We start from the raw sequence: 16392 nt of genomic DNA, 5'->3' as shown, positions 1-16392 counted from the left end.
CTTTCGAGTATGAAACGCAAGCGCGCCACCCTTCCGGGCAGCGCGGTTGATGGCCCTCTGACGATTCGCGCAGAGAAAGTCAAGAAAAGCGCGGGTTTGCTGACGGGTATTGGAATACCCGAGTGCAAATTCCCCGGTGCGCACGCGCCACGCGGCGCGTCAATCGCGGCCGGCAGCCGGCTCCACGGTGAGCGTGGTGACGGTCACTTTCTCCAGCGTGCCCACGCGGACGCGCAGCGTCTTGCTGTTGCGGGCGACCAGCCCGGTGCGAGGATCGAACTCGGTGATGCGTTCGAGCATCACGCCCTGGCCGGCGGCACTGGTGACGCTGCGCAGGCGCCCGCCGGGAAGCGCCGCGACCGTCCGCGTTCCCTCTAGCGGCGCGGTACTGCCATAGGCCGAGTTGCCGGGCAGGCGGATCGGCGTGCTGCCGGGCGCGATCGCCTCGTCCGCGATCACCGCCAGGACGAGCGAAGCGAGCATTGCGCGCTGGCGCTCGGCCGGCAGCGCGCGGAGCGGGTCGGCAATGCGCGTGGCGAGCTTCTCGCGTTCGGCCGGCGCCAGGGTGCGCCGGGCGGCGGCGACTTCAGCGACGCGCCGGCAGAAACGCTCCCACAGTGCCGGCATGTCGTCGATCCCCAGGATGGCGCCGCGCGGATCGAGATGGAAGACGAGGGTGCTGCCGGCAAATGCGTCGAACCCGGCTTCATAGGCGGCACCGGTGCTGTCGGCGGTTTCGCCGGCCCCGGCGCGCAGGGCCACTTCGGCGCGATAGCCCAGGCCCTCGCGCGCGAAGCGGACGCGGCGTTCCATGCGATAGGTGCGGGCGTCGTCGCGGCGTTCGGTCACCACGTGCATCGGCGCATCCAACGGCGGGGCGAAGCCGGCCGTGCCCGCCTGGAGGACGATCGCGGCAAGGAGCATCAGCGCGTCTCGGCTTCCACCCAGGCGCCTACCTGTTCGCCGGCGGTCGCGGTCCAGCTCTCGATCACTGGCAGCTCATAGGGATGAAGCGTGGCGATTCGATCGCGCAGCCGGGTGGCGAGCATCGGGCGCGTCTTGAACAGCACCGGCACTTCCTCCGCCTGTTCCATGGCGCCGTGCCACAGATAGAGCGAGGTGCAGGGGGCGAGGATATTGGCGCAGGCGGCGAGATGCTCGGCGAGCACGGCTTCCGCCACCCGCTCGGCATCCGCGCGGGTGGCGAAGGTGACGTAGAAGAGCGCAAGCTCGCTCAAGCGGCGGCCCGGCCGCCGGCGAGGTGCGCCCCCCAGACGGTGGCGATGACGACGAGCGCGCCGGTGAGCTGGTGGAGCGCGGCGAGCCAGATCGGCACTCCGGCCATCACCGTGGCGATGCCGAGCAGGATCTGGGTGCCGAAGGCGCTGTGGATCGCGATCGAGGCGCGGCGGCTGACGGGACGCACCTTGCGCGCGAGCAGGATCAGCCCGGCTACCGCCACCCAGGCCCACCAGCGATGGATGAAGTGCACCACCGCCGGATCGGAGAAGAGGATATGGCCGAGGCTCTGGCCCGCCTGGCTGACGCCCGGGAAGAAATGGCCGTTCATCAGCGGCCATTGATCGGTGACCAGCCCGGCATCGAGCCCGGCGACCAGCGCGCCGTAGAAGAGCTGGACGAACAGCACGAGCAGAACGCCGGCGGCGACGCCGGTCAGCCGGGCGGGGCGCGCCATCGGGCTGCGGTCGAGCGCCAGCAGGTCGAGCGCGGTCCAGACGATGCCGCCCAGCGTGAACAATGCGGTGAGCAGGTGCGCGGCCAGCCAGAAATGATCCACGGCGGTGCTGGTCTTGTTGAGCCCAGACTGGACCATCCACCAGCCGAGCGCGCCCTGCAGCCCGCCCAGCGCGAGCAGCGCGGTCAGCCGCCAGCCATAGCCCTTCGGAATCGCGCGGCGGACGGCGAACCAGACCAGGGGCAGGAAGAAGGCGAGCCCGATGACGCGGCCGAGCAGCCGATGGAGATATTCCCAGAAGAAGATGTTCTTGAACTCGGCCAGCGTCATGCCGCGGTTCAGCTGCTCATATTGGCCGATCTGCCGGTAATGGGCGAACTCGGCCTGCCACTGCGCATCGGTGAGCGGCGGGATCGCGCCCGACAGCGGCTTCCATTCGGTGATCGACAGGCCGGATTCGGTGAGGCGGGTGATGCCGCCGATCACCACCATGAGCACGATCAGCGCCGCGACGGCGAACAGCCAATGGGCAAGCGCGCGCGGGCGGGCGGAAGCGGGAAGCGAAGTCATCTGCAGCACGGGCGGCGGTGTAGTGCCGAAGGGGAGCGATGGCGAGTCCCGTCCTGGTGCCGGACGCACGGCTTTGATCGGCGGCGAGGCTCCGCGGCGGCGGCATCGGTTCGGTTGACTTGTAGGGTTTCATTTGTGAGTTCCTGTTTTGTTCCAATCAACATGGGACTATGACATGGCTTTCGATATTACGGATTTCGGTGCGGTCGGCGACGGGAGCACCGACGACACGGCTGCCATCCAGGCAGCGATCGATGCGGCCTATGACGCGGGCGGGGGCACGATCTTCGTTCCCAAGGGCACCTATGCGGTGACGGGCTTGTGGCGGAGCTTCGCCGGCGTGGTGCCGATCCTGTTCAAGGGGGAAGGCAAGTTCCTCTCAACCTTCGTGAAGATCGCGGGAACCGACGCGCCAATCCTCACGCTCAGTGCGGAAGGCGTGCTCGATATCTATGGCGGCTTGGAGGACATCGGCTTCCAGGGCGTCGCGCGGGCCGGGACTGGCCTGCGGCTGGAGCAAGTGGCCCGGATTCAGATGGATCGTGTCCTGTTCAAGAATTGCGAGGTGGGGCTGGAACTGCGGGCGAGCCTGATCTTCCGGCTGCGGGACTGCACGATCAACAGCAACTGGACCGGTATTAAGGTGCGCCGGCAGCGGGATGCGTCGAACACTGTCCGTGGCCCGGGCTCGAACCTCCTGGTCTTCGAGGGTGGCGAAGTCCGTGACAATCTGGCGTGGGGTGTGGATCTGGGAGAAGGCATGGGCCATGCCTTTCGCAGCGTGAACTTTGAACAGAACGGCAGCAGAGCGGTCGTTACGGGTATGATTTCGGGTACGACGCTCATGGTCACCGACGTGATGTCGGGCGTAATTCGTGTCGGTGATGAGCTGGTTGGAGCAGACGTGCTGCCCGGCACGATGGTCATTGCTCTCGGCGCCGAAACGGGCACCTATGTGGTGAGCCGGTCCCAGAACATCGGGAGCCGCACCCTGGCCTCCTCCGACCTCGATTCGGGTGCGGTCATCATTCGCGAGAGCGTGGACGGCGAGTCCGGCTATGCGAATTTCGTCTTCGACGGCTGTTGGTTCGAGGGCAACAATGGAAGGGCCTTTGTCTGCGAGGATGGCCTGATCAACCTGATGCTGACCAATTGCTTTTGGATCAACAACGACGGCGGTCGCGACGTGGAGATCGGCGATATCCGAAACTCCAACATCTTCAATGTCGTCGCGCCTTCGGCGGGAGCGGCCTTCCGGATCGGCGCTGCGCAGTCGCAGGTCATCGGCAGCCATATCACCGCGCTGATCGATAACTCGACCAGTAAGTTCCATCTTAACATCGTCAATAGCGGTGCGACCGGGAATGGCGGCATCGCGACTGGACCGGTGCAATGGCAGCCGACGGCACTGGGTTTCTTCGGCACGCTACCCATTGCGAAACCGACCGGCGTGGCTGCCACCGCCGCGGGCCTGCACGCGGCGCTCGTATCGCTCGGGTTGATTTCGGGCTGAACCTTGCGGCCGGGTATTCGGGAACAAGTGCCCGGCCGCATCCCCATCAAGGATGCCGCGAGCGATTTCGTCGATTGCGGAGCGACAACCATAGTTGCGACCGGGCGTCGCGGTGGATGAGCCGGAGCTGCTTCTGACGCCGATCCTGCCCCATGCGCGGAAGCAATGAGGTTAATCATTTTTAGGGATTCGTCTTCGCTCTCCTTCCGCGCATAGTCCTCCCGGGCAAGACAATAACGGGGGAGCGGGATGACCCAGCGGTTGACACGGCGGCAGGCCATTGGCGGGGCGGTGGCGGCCGGCGGGGTGGCGACCTGGCCCGGCCTCATCGCGCTGGCGGCCGAGCCCGAGATCCTGTTTTGCGAAGTGCTGCTCGTCGACGGGACGGGCGCATCGCCGCGCCTAGCCAATGTGCGCGTCGTGGGCGACCGGATCGTCGAGGTCGCGGCGCCTTCGGCCGCGAGCTCCGGGATGCGGGTGGTCGCCGGGGAGGGGCGCGTGCTCGCGCCGGGCTTCATCGACATGCACAGCCATGGCGATCCGCTCGACGACAGCTACGAGGCCTTTCTTGCGATGGGCGTCACCACGATCACGCTCGGCCAGGACGGCAGCGGGCCCCGGCTGGGCAAGGACCTCGATCCGCGGAGCTGGATGGCGGCCGTCGATCGCGCCGCGATCGACCTCAACGTGGCGCTGCTTTCCAGCCACGGCACGCTGCGGCGCGCGGCGGGCGTGCCGGATTCGGTCCGCCGTCCCGATGCCGCCGGGCTCGCGCGGATGGCGGCGCAGCTTGAAGTCGAGCTGAAGGCGGGGGCGTTCGGCCTGTCCTATGGCCTGGAATATGTGCCGGGCATCTATTCGGAGACGCCCGAGCTGACCAATCTCGGCAAGGTGGTGGCGCGGTACGGCGGCGTGGTGATGAGCCATATGCGCTCGGAGAATGACGAGGATATCAAGGCCTCGATCGACGAGCTGATCGCTTCCTCGCTGCCGGCGCGGCCGCACATCTCGCACCTCAAGGTCGTCTTCGGCAAGGGCGAGGCGCGGGCGCGCGAGCTGCTCGCCTATCTGACGGAGAAGCGCCGCCAGGGGATCGACCTGACCGCCGACCAATATCCGTACGAGGCCGGCTATACTGGCATCGCGATCCTCTTTCCCAAATGGGCGCTGCCGCCCACCGACTATGCCAGGGTGGTGGCCGAGCGGCGGCAGGAACTGCGCGACTATCTGGTGCAGCGCATGACCCGGCGCGGCGGGCCCGAGGCGCTGCTGATCGGCACGCCGCCCTATGCCGGCAAGACGCTGGGCCAGGCGGCTGCGGAGGCGGGGCTTCATTACGCCGATTTCCTGATCAGGATCGGCCCGCAGAGCGGATCGGGCGCGCATTTCACGCAGGACAAGGCGTTGCAGGACGTGCTGCTGGTCGACAGCCATGTCGCCTTCTCCACCGATGGCGGTCCCGGCATGCGCCATCCGCGCGCGACCGGCACCTATGCCAAGCTGGTCGAGGAATATGTCGTGCGCGATCGCAAGCTCACGATCGAGGAGATGGTTCGCAAGGGCACCGGCTATCCGGCCGATATCCTGCGCCTGGGCGATCGCGGCGTGATCCGTCCGGGGGCGAAGGCCGATCTGATCCTGTTCGATCCGGCCAAGGTGAAGGCGCGCTCCACTTATGTCGATCCCTTTGCCCGGGCCGAGGGGTTCGACCTGGTGATGGTCAATGGGAAGCCCGCCTATGAGGGCGGCGCGCGCGTGGGGAGGAACGGGCGGCTGCTGCGGGCGCGCTGATCACTTCCCGGGCCGGGCCGCCGCCTTGCACAGAGCGTCGGTCGCCAGCGCGATGCGGGATTCGGGCATGTCGCGATTGCCGGGGTCGTTCTCCACGCCGCGCGTCTCGGTGTTGAAGGCGAGCAGGGTGCCCATGTGCTGGTCGGGGCACAGGCTCAGATAGGCGCGGAAGCCGTTCTGGTCGCCATTGTGCCCGACGATGCGGATGCCGTCGGTCCGGTCGAGGAAGAAGGACAGACCGCTCCAAGTGGTCGGCGCCATCCGGCCCTGGGTGAAATCCTCGCCCGCGCCGATCACCGGCCGCCACATCTCCTCGAGCGAGGCCCGCTTGAGGACCAGGTCGTACTCGGCGCCGCGCTTCGGGTCGCCGAGCAGGAAGGCGACATATTTCGCCATGTCCGGCAGCGGGGCGTTTAGCCCGCCGTTGGAGACGGTCACGCCGGTATCGACGTCGAACGGAGCGGGCACCCGCTTGCCGTCGCGGATATAGTAGCTGTGAGCGCGATGGGGCAGGAGATAGGGCGGGGTACGGTCGAAATAGCTCGATCGCATGTCGAGCGGGCGCAGGATGTTCTTGTCGACATAGACTTCGAAATCCTCGCCCGAGAGGCGCTCGATCACCTGGCCGAGATAGACGATGCCCGGGTTGGAATAGCCGAACCTGCTGCCCGGTTTGAACTGTAGCTCGGTGTAGGGGATCATGGCCTCCAGCTGCTTCCAGCCAGGCGGCTCGAAGGGCTGCCATGCCTTGTCGCGCCACGGCCAGGTGCCGTTCCGGAAGCCGGCGCTGTGGCTCATCAGCTGGCGGATGGTGATCTCGGCAGGGTCGCCGAAGGGATCGTGAACGCCGGCGAGCTCTGGCACGTAGCGGATGATCGGATCGTCCAGCTTCAGCAGCCCGCGATCGCGCAGCTGCATGATCGCGATGCCGGTCATCGTCTTGGTGATCGACGCCCAGTGATAGATGGTCCGCGCATCCACCGGCACATGCGCCTCGGCATCCTGCTCGCCGAGATGGTCGGCAACGATCGTGCGGCCGTCGCGGATCACATAGAAGCTGCTGCCGGCGATCCCGGCCTTGGCCATCTCGGCGCGGTGGAGGGCGCGGAAATCGGCTATCGCCCCATCGAGGCCGCGATCCTGCGCCGCGGCCGGGGTGGCGGCGAGGGTGAGCAGGAGCAGGGCGGCGCGCTTCATGCCGGCCGCAGCGTGGTGCGCGACGCGGCGCGCGCGTCGACCGCGGCGCGGCTGAACGGCATGGGCTGCATCCGGCCGTTCGCCCAGTTGCGATACTGGTCGCGATAGTGCGGCGAGCGCGGGTCGATCGACTGGCCGGGCAGGATCAGCATCAGCGAATTGTCCCAGGCGCCGACGTCGATCACCTGGAGATAGCTCGCGCCGCCGCCGACCTGCCAGCCCGGGCCCGAGCCGAGCCAGCGCGCCATCACCGTATAGCCGTCGCCGCCCGAGCCTTCGCCCTCGATCGGCGGGAAGGCCCTGGCGATGGCGGGGATGGCGGAGAGCGGGTGGCGCAAGCGCACCTGGTGGAGCGCGCCATAGCGCCAGACGGCGGGATCGGGGCCGAGCTTCTCGCGGATCGCCGCCCAGCCGGCGGCCAGCGCCGCATCGAGCATCGCGTCGCGGGCCGCGGCCGGATCGGCGCCCAGCCGCGCATCGGGCTTCGCCAGCGCGTCGAGCAGGATCGAGGGCGCGATGCTGTTGATCAGCCCCCTGGCGCGGGCCGGCACCAGCACGGCGAGCATGCGCTTGCCGGCCTCGCGCCACACTGCCTCGAACAGTGCGGCGGCGCCGCTGTCGCGGTCGATCCGGGCATCCCAGCCGCGCAGCATGTCGACCGCCGGCCTGGCGGCGGCCGAGGGAGCCGCCGGCAGGAGCGCGAGGAACTGGCGCGCGGGCGTCGAGAGCGTGTCGTGCTGAAGCGCGACGCTGTCGGCCAGGCTGTGCCTGGGTTGGGAGGCGAGCACTTCGGCGATGCGATCGTAGCGATAGGGATCGCGGAACGAGAAGGCGGGGATGCGGTCGCGCGGCCAGCCGGCGGGCAGGTTGTTCTGGTTGGCCGAGGCGAACCAGCCCTTGGCGGGATTGTATGCGCTCGGCAGCGCCTCGAACTTGCGCACGCCGGTCCAGTCGTAGCGGCCGTCGCCCGGCACGGGGAGCAGCCCGTCGCCCTGCTTGCGCACCGGCACGAAGCCGATCACCTGCCAGCCGGTATTCCCGTCGACATCGGCATAGTGGAAATTGGTGGGCGAGGGGTGGAGCGCGAAAGCCTTGCGCAGGCTCTCCCAGTCCCGGGCCAGGTTGATCGCGATCATCGCGAAGGCGCCGTCGCCGCCCGGCTGCATCGCGATGGTGGCGAGTGCGGTGGCGCGGTGCTTCTCCGGGCTCCAGGAGATTACCGGGCCCTGCACCGAATAGCGCAGAGTCACCTTGGCCGGCGCGCCGTCCTTCACTGCGATCGCTTCCTCGACCTTGTCGAACCGCTTCCAGCCGCCGTCATGGCGATAGCGTTCGGGATCGGCGGGATCGAGCTCGAGGACGAACAGGTCGCCCTGGTCGATGTGGAAATTGGTGCGGCCAAAGGCGAAGCGGTCGGTATGGCCCTGCATGATGCCGGGCAGGCCGGGCGCGCCGCCGCCGATCAGGTCGAGCCCCGGCGCGGTCAGGTGCGCGATGTGGCGCGGGCTGAACCCGCCGATGCCGAGATGCGGATCATTGGCCAGGATCGGCCGGCCGGTGGCGGTGCGCGACGGCGACACCGTCCAGGCGTTGCTGCCGGCATTGGCGCGCTCGGCGGAAGCGGCGGCCGGGTCCTGGCCGGTGAGTTCGGCCCAGGGCAGGCCGTCGATGTTGAGCACGCCCAGGTCCGCAATGCTCACTGCCGCGGCGTCGAGCCCGTCGGGCACCTTCATCGCCCAGGCCGGGCGGAGCGGCGCGACGATCGCGTCGAGATCGAGCAGCCCGAGGGCGGCGAGGCGGGCGCGGCGGATCTCGTCGTCGACATTGCCGCTCGATGCTTCGCGGGCACGCACCAGGTCGCGCAGGTCCCAGCGGATCGGGACGATCTGGAGGATGCGATATTCGAGCGGCAGCAGCGAGGGATCGGCGATCACTTCGTCGATGCGCGCATTGATGCCGGCGACATAGGCCTGGGCGCAGGCCAGCACATCGGCCGGCACCCGGCGCAGCTCGGCGTCGATGTCGCCGCGATAGTGGAACAGGCGGGCATTGGCGTCGTGCCTGGCGAAGCGTGCGCCGAACGCCTCGGCCAGCCGGCCCATCTCGCGGCGATGCGACAAGTCGATCTGGAACAGCCGGTCGCGTGCGACGACATAGCCCTGGCCGAAGAACGCATCGGGGATGGTTGCGGCGCGGATGTGCGGCGTGCCCCACTCGTCGTCGACGATCTCGATCGGGGCGCTCGCGCCGCGCACACCCTGCTGCCGGATGGCTACCGGGCGGGGTCGCAGCCCGGCGGCGGCGGCGCTACCGGTGAGGAGCGCCGCGCTGGAGCTCAGCAGGAAGGCACGGCGGTTCAGCATGGAATATCCCCGGATGGCGCTTTGGCCGGGGAGGGTGGTCCGGGCGGATGCCGCTGTCCATCGGAACATAGGTTCGACGGACATAACCTGGGGCTATTGGGGGGAGCCTGCCCTCTCCGCTCTTCCTCGTCATCCCCGCGCAGGCGGGGATCCAGAGCTACCTGGGACGCCGGCTTGCGACCCTGGATCCCTGCCCTTCGCGGGGATGGCGGGAATGGGATAGGAAGCTCGCCGAACCTGGCCTAGGGCGTATCGACATTTGGGCGCGCGATGAAAGTCGGGCCGCCTTCTTGCTCCCCGGCGAAGGCCGGGGCCCAGTTGCGACATTGTTCGAGGGGTTCGCGTATCTCGATAGCATCCCGATGCTGGGCCCCGGCCTTGGCCGGGGAGCCGCCGGGGACCGCCAGTCTCGCAAATGTCGATTGGTCCTAGGCCCGCGCGCCGTCGGTCACCACCGCTTCGTTGTAGCGCAATGCCTTGAGCACCGTATCGACGATGCTCTCGGCATTCAGGCCGGCCTCGGCATATTGCAGCTCGGGCTTGTCCTGGTCCTGGAACAGGTCCGGCAGGCGCATCGTGCGCAGCTTGAGGCCCGCATCGATCAGGCCCTGGTCGCTCGCCATCGTCAGGACATGGGCACCCAGGCCGCCGATCGCGCCTTCCTCGATCGTCACCGCCACTTCGTGCGTGGTGAGCAGGCGGCGGATCAATTCCTCGTCGAGCGGCTTGGCGAAGCGCAGGTCGGCGACGGTGGTGGAGAGCCCCTTGGCCTCGAGCAAGTCGGCCGCCTTGAGCGCCTCGGCCAGGCGCGTGCCGAGCGAGAGGATCGCCACGGTCTTGCCCTCGCGGACGATGCGGCCCTTGCCGATCTCCAGCCGCTGCGGGACTTCGGGCAGCGCGGTGCCGGTGCCGTTGCCGCGCGGATAACGCAGCGCGATCGGGCCGGAATCGTGCAGCGCGGCGGTGTGGGTCATGTGGACCAGCTCGGCTTCGTCGGCCGCCGCCATCACCACCATGTTGGGCAAGGTGGCGAGATAGGTGACGTCGAAGCTGCCGGCATGGGTCGCGCCGTCGGCGCCGACGAGCCCGGCGCGGTCGATCGCGAAGCGCACCGGCAGGTTCTGGATCGCCACGTCGTGCACGACCTGGTCATAGGCGCGCTGGAGGAAGGTCGAGTAGATCGCGCAGAAGGGGCGCATGCCCTGCGCGGCGAGGCCGGCGGCGAAAGTCACCGCATGCTGCTCGGCGATGCCGACGTCGAAGGCGCGGTCGGGAAAGGCCCTGGCGAAGCGATCGACGCCGGTGCCCGAGGGCATGGCGGCAGTGATCGCCACGATCTTCCCGTCGCGCTTCGCTTCCTCGATCAGCGCATCGCCGAACACGTTCTGATATTGCGGCGGGCCCGGTGGCGCCTTGGCCTGGGCGCCGGTGATCACGTCGAACTTCTGGACCCCGTGATATTTGTCCGCCGCCGCTTCGGCCGGGGCATAGCCCTTGCCCTTCTTGGTGACGACATGGACGAGGATCGGCCCCTCCTCGGCATCGCGGACATTCTCGAGCACCGGGATGAGATGCTCGAGGTTATGGCCGTCGATCGGACCGACATAATAGAAGCCCAGCTCCTCGAAGAGCGTGCCGCCGGTGACGAGGCCCCGGGCGAATTCCTCGGTCTTGCCGGCCGCCGCGGTGAGGCGGCGCGAGAATTTGCGGATCGCGCGCTTGGCGAGGCTGCGCAGCCCCAGATATTCGGACGACGACACCATCCGCGCCAGATAGGCGGAGAGCCCGCCCACCGGCGGCGCGATCGACATGTCGTTGTCGTTGAGGATCACCACCAGCCGGTTGCCCGCGGCCTCGGCATTGTTCATCGCCTCATAGGCCATGCCCGCGCTCATCGCGCCGTCGCCGATCACCGCGATGCCCTTGCCGGGCGCGTCGGCCAGCTTGTTGGCGATCGCGAAGCCCAGAGCGGCGCTGATCGACGTCGAGCTATGGGCCGCGCCGAACGGATCATAGGCGCTCTCGCTGCGCTTGGTGAAGCCGGAGAGCCCGCCGCCCTGGCGCAAGGTGCGGATCCGGTCGCGGCGGCCGGTGAGGATCTTGTGCGGATAGCATTGATGCCCGACGTCCCAGATCAGCCGGTCGTCGGGCGTGTTGAAGACATAGTGGATGGCGACGGTCAGCTCGACGACGCCGAGCCCGGAGCCGAGATGCCCGCCGGTCGAACCCACGGCCGAGATCGTCTCCGCGCGCAGCTCGTCGGCGAGCTGGCGAAGCTGCTTCGGATCGAGCTTGCGCAGGTCCTCGGGCGTATCGACGGTATCGAGCAGCGGCGTGCTGGGTAGATCGGCCATCCGATTGCCCTTACTCTTCCGATTCCGGGAAGTCGAACCTTGCGGATGTGGATTTTGCGTGCAGGCGCCGTGCAGGGAGAGCGGTCAGTCGCAATCCGCGCATTTGCCGCGCACTTCGATCACCGGGCGCTCGGGCGAAAAGCCCATGCCCTTGGCGGCGGCGCGCACCGTCCTGGTGATCGAATCGTCGTCGATATGCGTGGTCTGGCCGCAATTGTCGCAGACCAGGAAGATGCAGTCGTGCAGGCAGTCGGGATGGGTGTTCGCCATATAGGCATTGGCGCTTTCCACCCGGCGCGCGAGATTGGCGCCGACGAACAGGTCGAGGATGCGATAGACGCTGTTGGCGGCGACCCGGCGCCCCTCCGTCCTGGAGACGGCCTCGGCGATGTCATAGGCGGAAGCCGGCTTGTCGAAGCCCGCCAGCGCCTCGAACACGCGTTCGCGCATCGCGGTCCATTGCTCTCCGGACTTCTCCAGAGTCGCCTGGGCGGCCTTGGTCAGGTCGTTGCCGTGATGCTCGTGATGGTCGTGCGCGTGCATGGCTATGATGTAGGCCCGCGGGCCTCCTGCGGCAAGTTCAGTAGGTGGCGCGCCGGTTGAGATCGTGGCCCAGAGCGACGAGGCTGACGCCCACCAGCGTCCAGAAAATCTCGAAATCGCCATGCGGCAGCGACAATGCGCCGGCCATGATCCCCAGCCCGAAGGCGCCGACGACCGCCGGGGCCATATAGCCGTGCGACATCACGCCCTTGACCAGCGCGAAGGCGCCGACGCCGATCGCCAGCGTAAGGCCGATTTCGTGGATTGCCGGATTGAGCAGGCCGCCCGCCGAGGAAATCACGGTGAGCAATATGGTGGTCGTGACGCAATGGACGAGGCACAGCCCACTGATCCCGATCGCGATACGATCGAGGCGCGCATCAATGCCGCCCCATACGCGGGCCAACGGAAGACTCACCGGCATGGCGCGGATATAGGGCAAGCAAGTTGAAGATACAACATAACATCCGCACGAATCTCGAGCGGGGCTTTGCGGGTGCGGCCCAGGTCGGGGCTCATATCTTCCTTCGTCATCCCCGTGCAGGCGGGGATCCGGGGCCAGGCGTGGAGCCGAGGTGGCGGGGTGCTGCTCTCTCCGGACGGCGTTCGCGCGGTGGTGCCGATATCCCGCATTACTCTGGATCCCCGCCTGCACGGGGATGACGATTGAAGGAAGCTAGCCGAGCAGGCCGTGCGCCCTGGCCCAGGCGAGGAACAGCTCGGGCCAGGCGTGCGCGGGCTTGCCCATTGTGCGGGGACCCCAGCCGAAGCCATGGCCGCCTTCCTCGAACAGATGCGTTTCCACCGGCACCCCCGCCGCCTTCAGCGCGGCGCGCAGGGCGATGGTGTTCTGGACCGGCACGGTGGCGTCGTCCTCGGCATGGCAGAGGAAGCAGGGGGGCGAATGCGCCCCGACCCGGCGATCGGGCGAATGCTCGGCGACCATCTCGGGCGTGGCCCCGGTGCCGATCAGCAGGGTGCGCGAGCCCATGTGCGCGAAGCCCGGATCCATCGAGACGACCGGATAGATCGGCGCGGCGACGCAGGGGCGTGCGCCCAGGGCATCGGCCGCATCGACCGGCGCATAGGTCTTGCGCCCGAAGCGTGCGGCCAGGTCGGTGCAGAGGTGTCCGCCCGCGGAGAAGCCCATCGCGCCGACGCGCTTCGGATCGATCTTCCAGGTGCCGGCCCGGTGCCGGATCAGCCGCATGGCGCGCTGCGCGTCGGCGAGCGCGACGTTGGCCGAGTCGCGCCAGGGGTCGCCGGGCAGGCGATAGAAGAGGACGAAGGCCGTGATCCCGCGCGCGGCGAGCCAGGGGCCCAGCTCATAGCCCTCCTTGTCGACCACTACCCGCGCATAGCCGCCGCCGGGGATGACCAGCATCGCCGCGCCGTTCGGGTCCGCCGCCCGGAACAGGTCGAGGCGCGGGGTCCGGACATGATCCATGGCGCGGTCGGGAAAGCCGGGATCGGGATTGCGGACCACGACATGGTCCCGCAGCTGCGCGTCGAGCAGGCCGGGCGCCTCTTCGGGCCACAGCGCGAAGCTCGCATCGGGAACGGCCGGGCGCCGCGGAACATCGATTGCGGCCCTGGCGGCGAGCGGCAGCAACGGGCCGGTCAGTCCGGCGGCGGCGAGCAAGTCACGGCGATCCATGACACCGGTTTACCCGGGCCGACAGGCTGGCGGAAGGAAAAAGGCGCGGGTAGGCCGGGTGACGCTCTAGGGTACGCCACCCGGCCACGCCCGCAGTCCCTATTTAGGGGATTTGCGGGCAGTTACCAGTGGCGTGCGTCCGGAAGCACCGGCCACACGCCGAATCATGCATGCCGTCCCAGATAATGCGCCTGGGCGGCTTCGGTTGCGTTGATCGCGAGCAGGGAGCGCGCGTCCGCCGCCGTCCGGACGCGGCCGGAGCGGTCGGACGCGGCATCGAGCACGCGGTCGAGCAGTTCCTGCCCCTCGTGCCACCAGCCGATGCCGCTGGCGGCGTTCAGGTGCCCCTGCGGGCCGGCATCGACGAAGAAGCTGCCCCAGCCCTTGGCCAGCTCGCGGGCGCGATCGATGCCGATCCAGGGATCGTCACGGCTCGCCACGGTGATCGAGGGGAAGGGGAGCGGCTTGGCCGGGGTGGGCGCGAAGCCGGCAAGCTCGGACTTCACGTCCGGCCGATCGACATCGGCGGGCGCCACCAGCAGCGCTCCCGCCACCGGCCAGCCAAAGGGCTGGGGCGAGAGTTCGGCCCACCAGGCGACGGCGAGGCAGCCCAGGCTGTGCGCCGCGAGCACCACCGGCGCCTGGGCGCCGCGGATCGCCTGGTCGAGCCTGGTCACCCAGGCGTTGCGGTGCGGCGTGTCCCACATGCCGAGCTCGACTCGGCTGGTATCGGGGCGGGACTGCTCCCAGAGCGTCTGCCAATGGGAGGGCCCCGAGCCACCGAGCCCGGGGACGGTGAGGACGATCGGGGAATGTTCGTCGAACGGAGCGAAGATACTCATTGCAATTGCACTCCAACGGGAGGGCAGGCCGGACCTCCAATTTATTCCTATTGAATTAGTAGGCAATAAGCCTTGCGATGGAATGATGGCCAGTTGCGCCGGGCCGAAACGGACCTAAAGGGAAGCGCATGCCCAAGCAGCGCGCCGACCAGATGCTCGTGGACCGCGGCCTCGCCGAAAGCCGTACGCGCGCCCAGGCGCTGATCATGGCGGGGCTGGTGTTCGCGGGCGACCGCAAGGTGGACAAGCCCGGTCAGCAATTCCCGGAGGAGACCTCGCTCGACGTGCGCGGGCGCGACCATCCCTGGGTGTCGCGTGGCGGGATCAAGCTCGCCCATGCGCTCGCGCATTTCGGCTGGGACGTGACGGGGGCGGTGGCGATCGATGTCGGCTCCTCGACCGGCGGCTTCACCGACGTGCTGCTGAGCAACGGCACCGCGCGCGTCTATGCCGTGGACAGCGGCACCAACCAGCTCGCCTGGAAATTGCGGCAGGATCCGCGGGTCGTCGTCCACGAGCAGACCAGCGCGCGGATCCTGACCGAGGAGCACATTCCCGAGTTGGTCGACCTGATCGTCTGCGACGCGAGCTTCATCGGCCTCGCCAAGGTGCTCGAAGTGCCGTTCCGCTTCGCCGGCCCCGGCGCCCGGCTGGTGGCGCTGATCAAGCCGCAGTTCGAGGCCGGGCGCGACGAAGTGGGCAAGGGCGGGGTGGTGCGCGACGCCGCGGTGCACGAGCGGGTCTGCCGCGAAGTGGCGGACTGGGTCGCCGCGCAGGGCTGGACCGTGCACGGCATCGCCACCAGCCCGATCACGGGACCCGAGGGGAATGTCGAGTTCCTGATCGCCGCGACGCGCGAAACATAACGGCAACGCTTGCGTTTCGGCGCGCTGCAACATAGCCCTTTCGCCCGCGTGGAACGAACCGGAGGCAAGCGTTGAGGGAAATCGCATCGAAGGGGCAGCTGAGGCTCGCCTATCTGCGATGGGCCGTGGTCACGGTGCCGTTCATCCTGCTGCTCGGCTTCACTTCGGCGCGCCTGGCGCCGTCGGGCAGCGCCAATCCCTGGTTCGCCCGGCTGGTGAAGCCCGCGATCATGCCGGAGGAATGGGTGTTCCCGATCGCGTGGACCGCGCTCTACATATTGATGGGCCTGGCGCTGGCGATGATCATCAACGCACGCGGATCGACGCTGCGCGGACCGGCGCTGGTCGTCTTCGCAGTGCAGATGGCGGCGAACCTCGTCTGGTCGCCGGTCTTTTTCGGCATGCACCAAGTGGTGCCGGCGCTGGCGATTCTCGGCGCACTGCTGGTGCTCGCGCTGATCACCTTCATCCTTTTCGCGCGCATTCGCACTTTCGCCGCGGTGCTGCTGATCCCGTATCTCGCCTGGATCGCGTTCGCAGGCGTGCTTCTCTATCAGATCCACGAGCTCAATCCGAACGCGGGAAGCCTTGTATCTTCGCGTCCGGCTGACGAAATACGAATCAAGTGATCGCGCGAGGAATTTGAAATGCAGACCGACAACCGCCTGTTCGACGATTTCGTGAAGTTCGTGAACGGCGCGGCGGGCACGCTGGCCGGCGTCGCCCGCGAGACCGAAGGCGCCGCGCGCGAGCGCGCCCGCGAGTGGATCGGCGGCATGGACTTCGTCAGCCGCGAGGAGTTCGAGGCCGTGAAGGCGATGGCCGTGGCTGCACGCGACGAGAACGAAGCACTCGCGGCGCGCATCGCCGCGCTCGAGGCGCAGCTGGGCGGCGCTGCCAAGCCGGCGGCAGCGCCCAAGGCGCCGAAATCGCCCAGAAAGCCGGCGGGACAAGCATAAACACCTTGTCCACAGCTTTTGCGCAGGGTTGTGAACCGCGC

At 68.2% G+C, this 16392-nt stretch carries 15 protein-coding genes; 5 read left to right on the top strand and 10 right to left on the bottom strand.

All coding sequences use genetic code 11. The features are described from left to right. Nucleotides 1-159: 159 nt before the first annotated feature. From FFS08_RS09955 to FFS08_RS09945, 3 genes are read right to left on the bottom strand one after another with little or no spacing between them, the layout of a single operon-like run. The gene (locus FFS08_RS09955) at nucleotides 160-924 is read right to left on the bottom strand and encodes a hypothetical protein (RefSeq protein WP_137864543.1); all 765 of its coding nucleotides are present in this window, start codon (nucleotides 922-924) and stop codon (nucleotides 160-162) included. After that, nucleotides 924-1238 (bottom strand): divalent-cation tolerance protein CutA, encoded by a 315-nt coding sequence (gene cutA / locus FFS08_RS09950; RefSeq protein WP_137864544.1) that lies wholly within the window; start codon nucleotides 1236-1238, stop codon nucleotides 924-926. Before cutA ends, FFS08_RS09955 begins: the two co-directional genes overlap by 1 nt. Next, the gene (locus FFS08_RS09945) at nucleotides 1235-2266 is read right to left on the bottom strand and encodes a COX15/CtaA family protein (RefSeq protein WP_137864545.1); all 1032 of its coding nucleotides are present in this window, start codon (nucleotides 2264-2266) and stop codon (nucleotides 1235-1237) included. The genes cutA and FFS08_RS09945 overlap by 4 nt, the downstream gene beginning before the upstream one ends. A 175-nt stretch (nucleotides 2267-2441) precedes the next feature. Between FFS08_RS09945 and FFS08_RS09940 the strand changes: the two genes are divergently transcribed. Further along, on the top strand, nucleotides 2442-3779 hold the full coding sequence (locus FFS08_RS09940) for a glycosyl hydrolase family 28-related protein (protein ID WP_137864546.1): 1338 nt from the start codon (nucleotides 2442-2444) through the stop codon (nucleotides 3777-3779). 249 nt (nucleotides 3780-4028) lie between these two features. Next, entirely contained in the window at nucleotides 4029-5570 is a 1542-nt protein-coding gene (locus tag FFS08_RS09935) for an N-acyl-D-amino-acid deacylase family protein (RefSeq protein ID WP_137864547.1), read from the top strand. Here the strand turns inward: FFS08_RS09935 and FFS08_RS09930 are convergent, their stop codons facing one another. The 7 genes from FFS08_RS09930 to FFS08_RS09900 all read right to left on the bottom strand — a co-directional run bounded on the left by FFS08_RS09930 (nucleotide 5571) and on the right by FFS08_RS09900 (nucleotide 14526). Next, a complete protein-coding gene (locus tag FFS08_RS09930; RefSeq protein WP_137864548.1) occupies nucleotides 5571-6767 on the bottom strand; it encodes a serine hydrolase domain-containing protein in 1197 nt (398 codons plus the stop codon). Continuing rightward, complete coding sequence (locus FFS08_RS09925) at nucleotides 6764-9130, bottom strand: penicillin acylase family protein (protein ID WP_137864549.1); 2367 nt, start codon at nucleotides 9128-9130, stop codon at nucleotides 6764-6766. Before FFS08_RS09925 ends, FFS08_RS09930 begins: the two co-directional genes overlap by 4 nt. Before the next feature lie 428 nt (nucleotides 9131-9558). Then, nucleotides 9559-11484, bottom strand: a complete 1926-nt coding sequence (gene dxs / locus FFS08_RS09920) for a 1-deoxy-D-xylulose-5-phosphate synthase (protein ID WP_137864550.1) — start codon at nucleotides 11482-11484, stop codon at nucleotides 9559-9561. Between the two features lie 84 nt (nucleotides 11485-11568). Beyond that, a complete protein-coding gene (locus FFS08_RS09915; RefSeq protein ID WP_137864551.1) occupies nucleotides 11569-12027 on the bottom strand; it encodes a Fur family transcriptional regulator in 459 nt (152 codons plus the stop codon). Between the two features lie 37 nt (nucleotides 12028-12064). Then, nucleotides 12065-12451 (bottom strand): MerC domain-containing protein, encoded by a 387-nt coding sequence (locus tag FFS08_RS09910; protein ID WP_137864552.1) that lies wholly within the window; start codon nucleotides 12449-12451, stop codon nucleotides 12065-12067. 252 nt (nucleotides 12452-12703) lie between these two features. Next, entirely contained in the window at nucleotides 12704-13684 is a 981-nt protein-coding gene (locus tag FFS08_RS09905) for an alpha/beta hydrolase (RefSeq protein ID WP_137864553.1), read from the bottom strand. 164 nt (nucleotides 13685-13848) lie between these two features. Continuing rightward, complete coding sequence (locus FFS08_RS09900) at nucleotides 13849-14526, bottom strand: RBBP9/YdeN family alpha/beta hydrolase (protein ID WP_137864554.1); 678 nt, start codon at nucleotides 14524-14526, stop codon at nucleotides 13849-13851. A 128-nt stretch (nucleotides 14527-14654) separates the two neighbouring features. Between FFS08_RS09900 and FFS08_RS09895 the strand changes: the two genes are divergently transcribed. From FFS08_RS09895 to FFS08_RS09885, 3 genes are all read left to right on the top strand, one after another. After that, complete coding sequence (locus FFS08_RS09895; RefSeq protein ID WP_137864555.1) at nucleotides 14655-15392, top strand: TlyA family RNA methyltransferase; 738 nt, start codon at nucleotides 14655-14657, stop codon at nucleotides 15390-15392. A 71-nt stretch (nucleotides 15393-15463) separates the two neighbouring features. Further along, nucleotides 15464-16021, top strand: coding sequence for a TspO/MBR family protein (locus tag FFS08_RS09890; protein WP_137864556.1), 558 nt, complete (start codon nucleotides 15464-15466; stop codon nucleotides 16019-16021). A gap of 18 nt (nucleotides 16022-16039) precedes the next feature. Further along, nucleotides 16040-16351, top strand: coding sequence for an accessory factor UbiK family protein (locus FFS08_RS09885; protein ID WP_137864557.1), 312 nt, complete (start codon nucleotides 16040-16042; stop codon nucleotides 16349-16351). The last annotated feature ends 41 nt before the right edge of the window (nucleotides 16352-16392 follow it).

It is taken from the genome of Sphingomonas sp. 1F27F7B (assembly GCF_005503355.1).
Classification (GTDB): domain Bacteria; phylum Pseudomonadota; class Alphaproteobacteria; order Sphingomonadales; family Sphingomonadaceae; genus Sphingomonas.
Note: the sequence above shows the minus strand (reverse complement) of the source record. Positions and strands in the feature narration are given on the sequence as shown.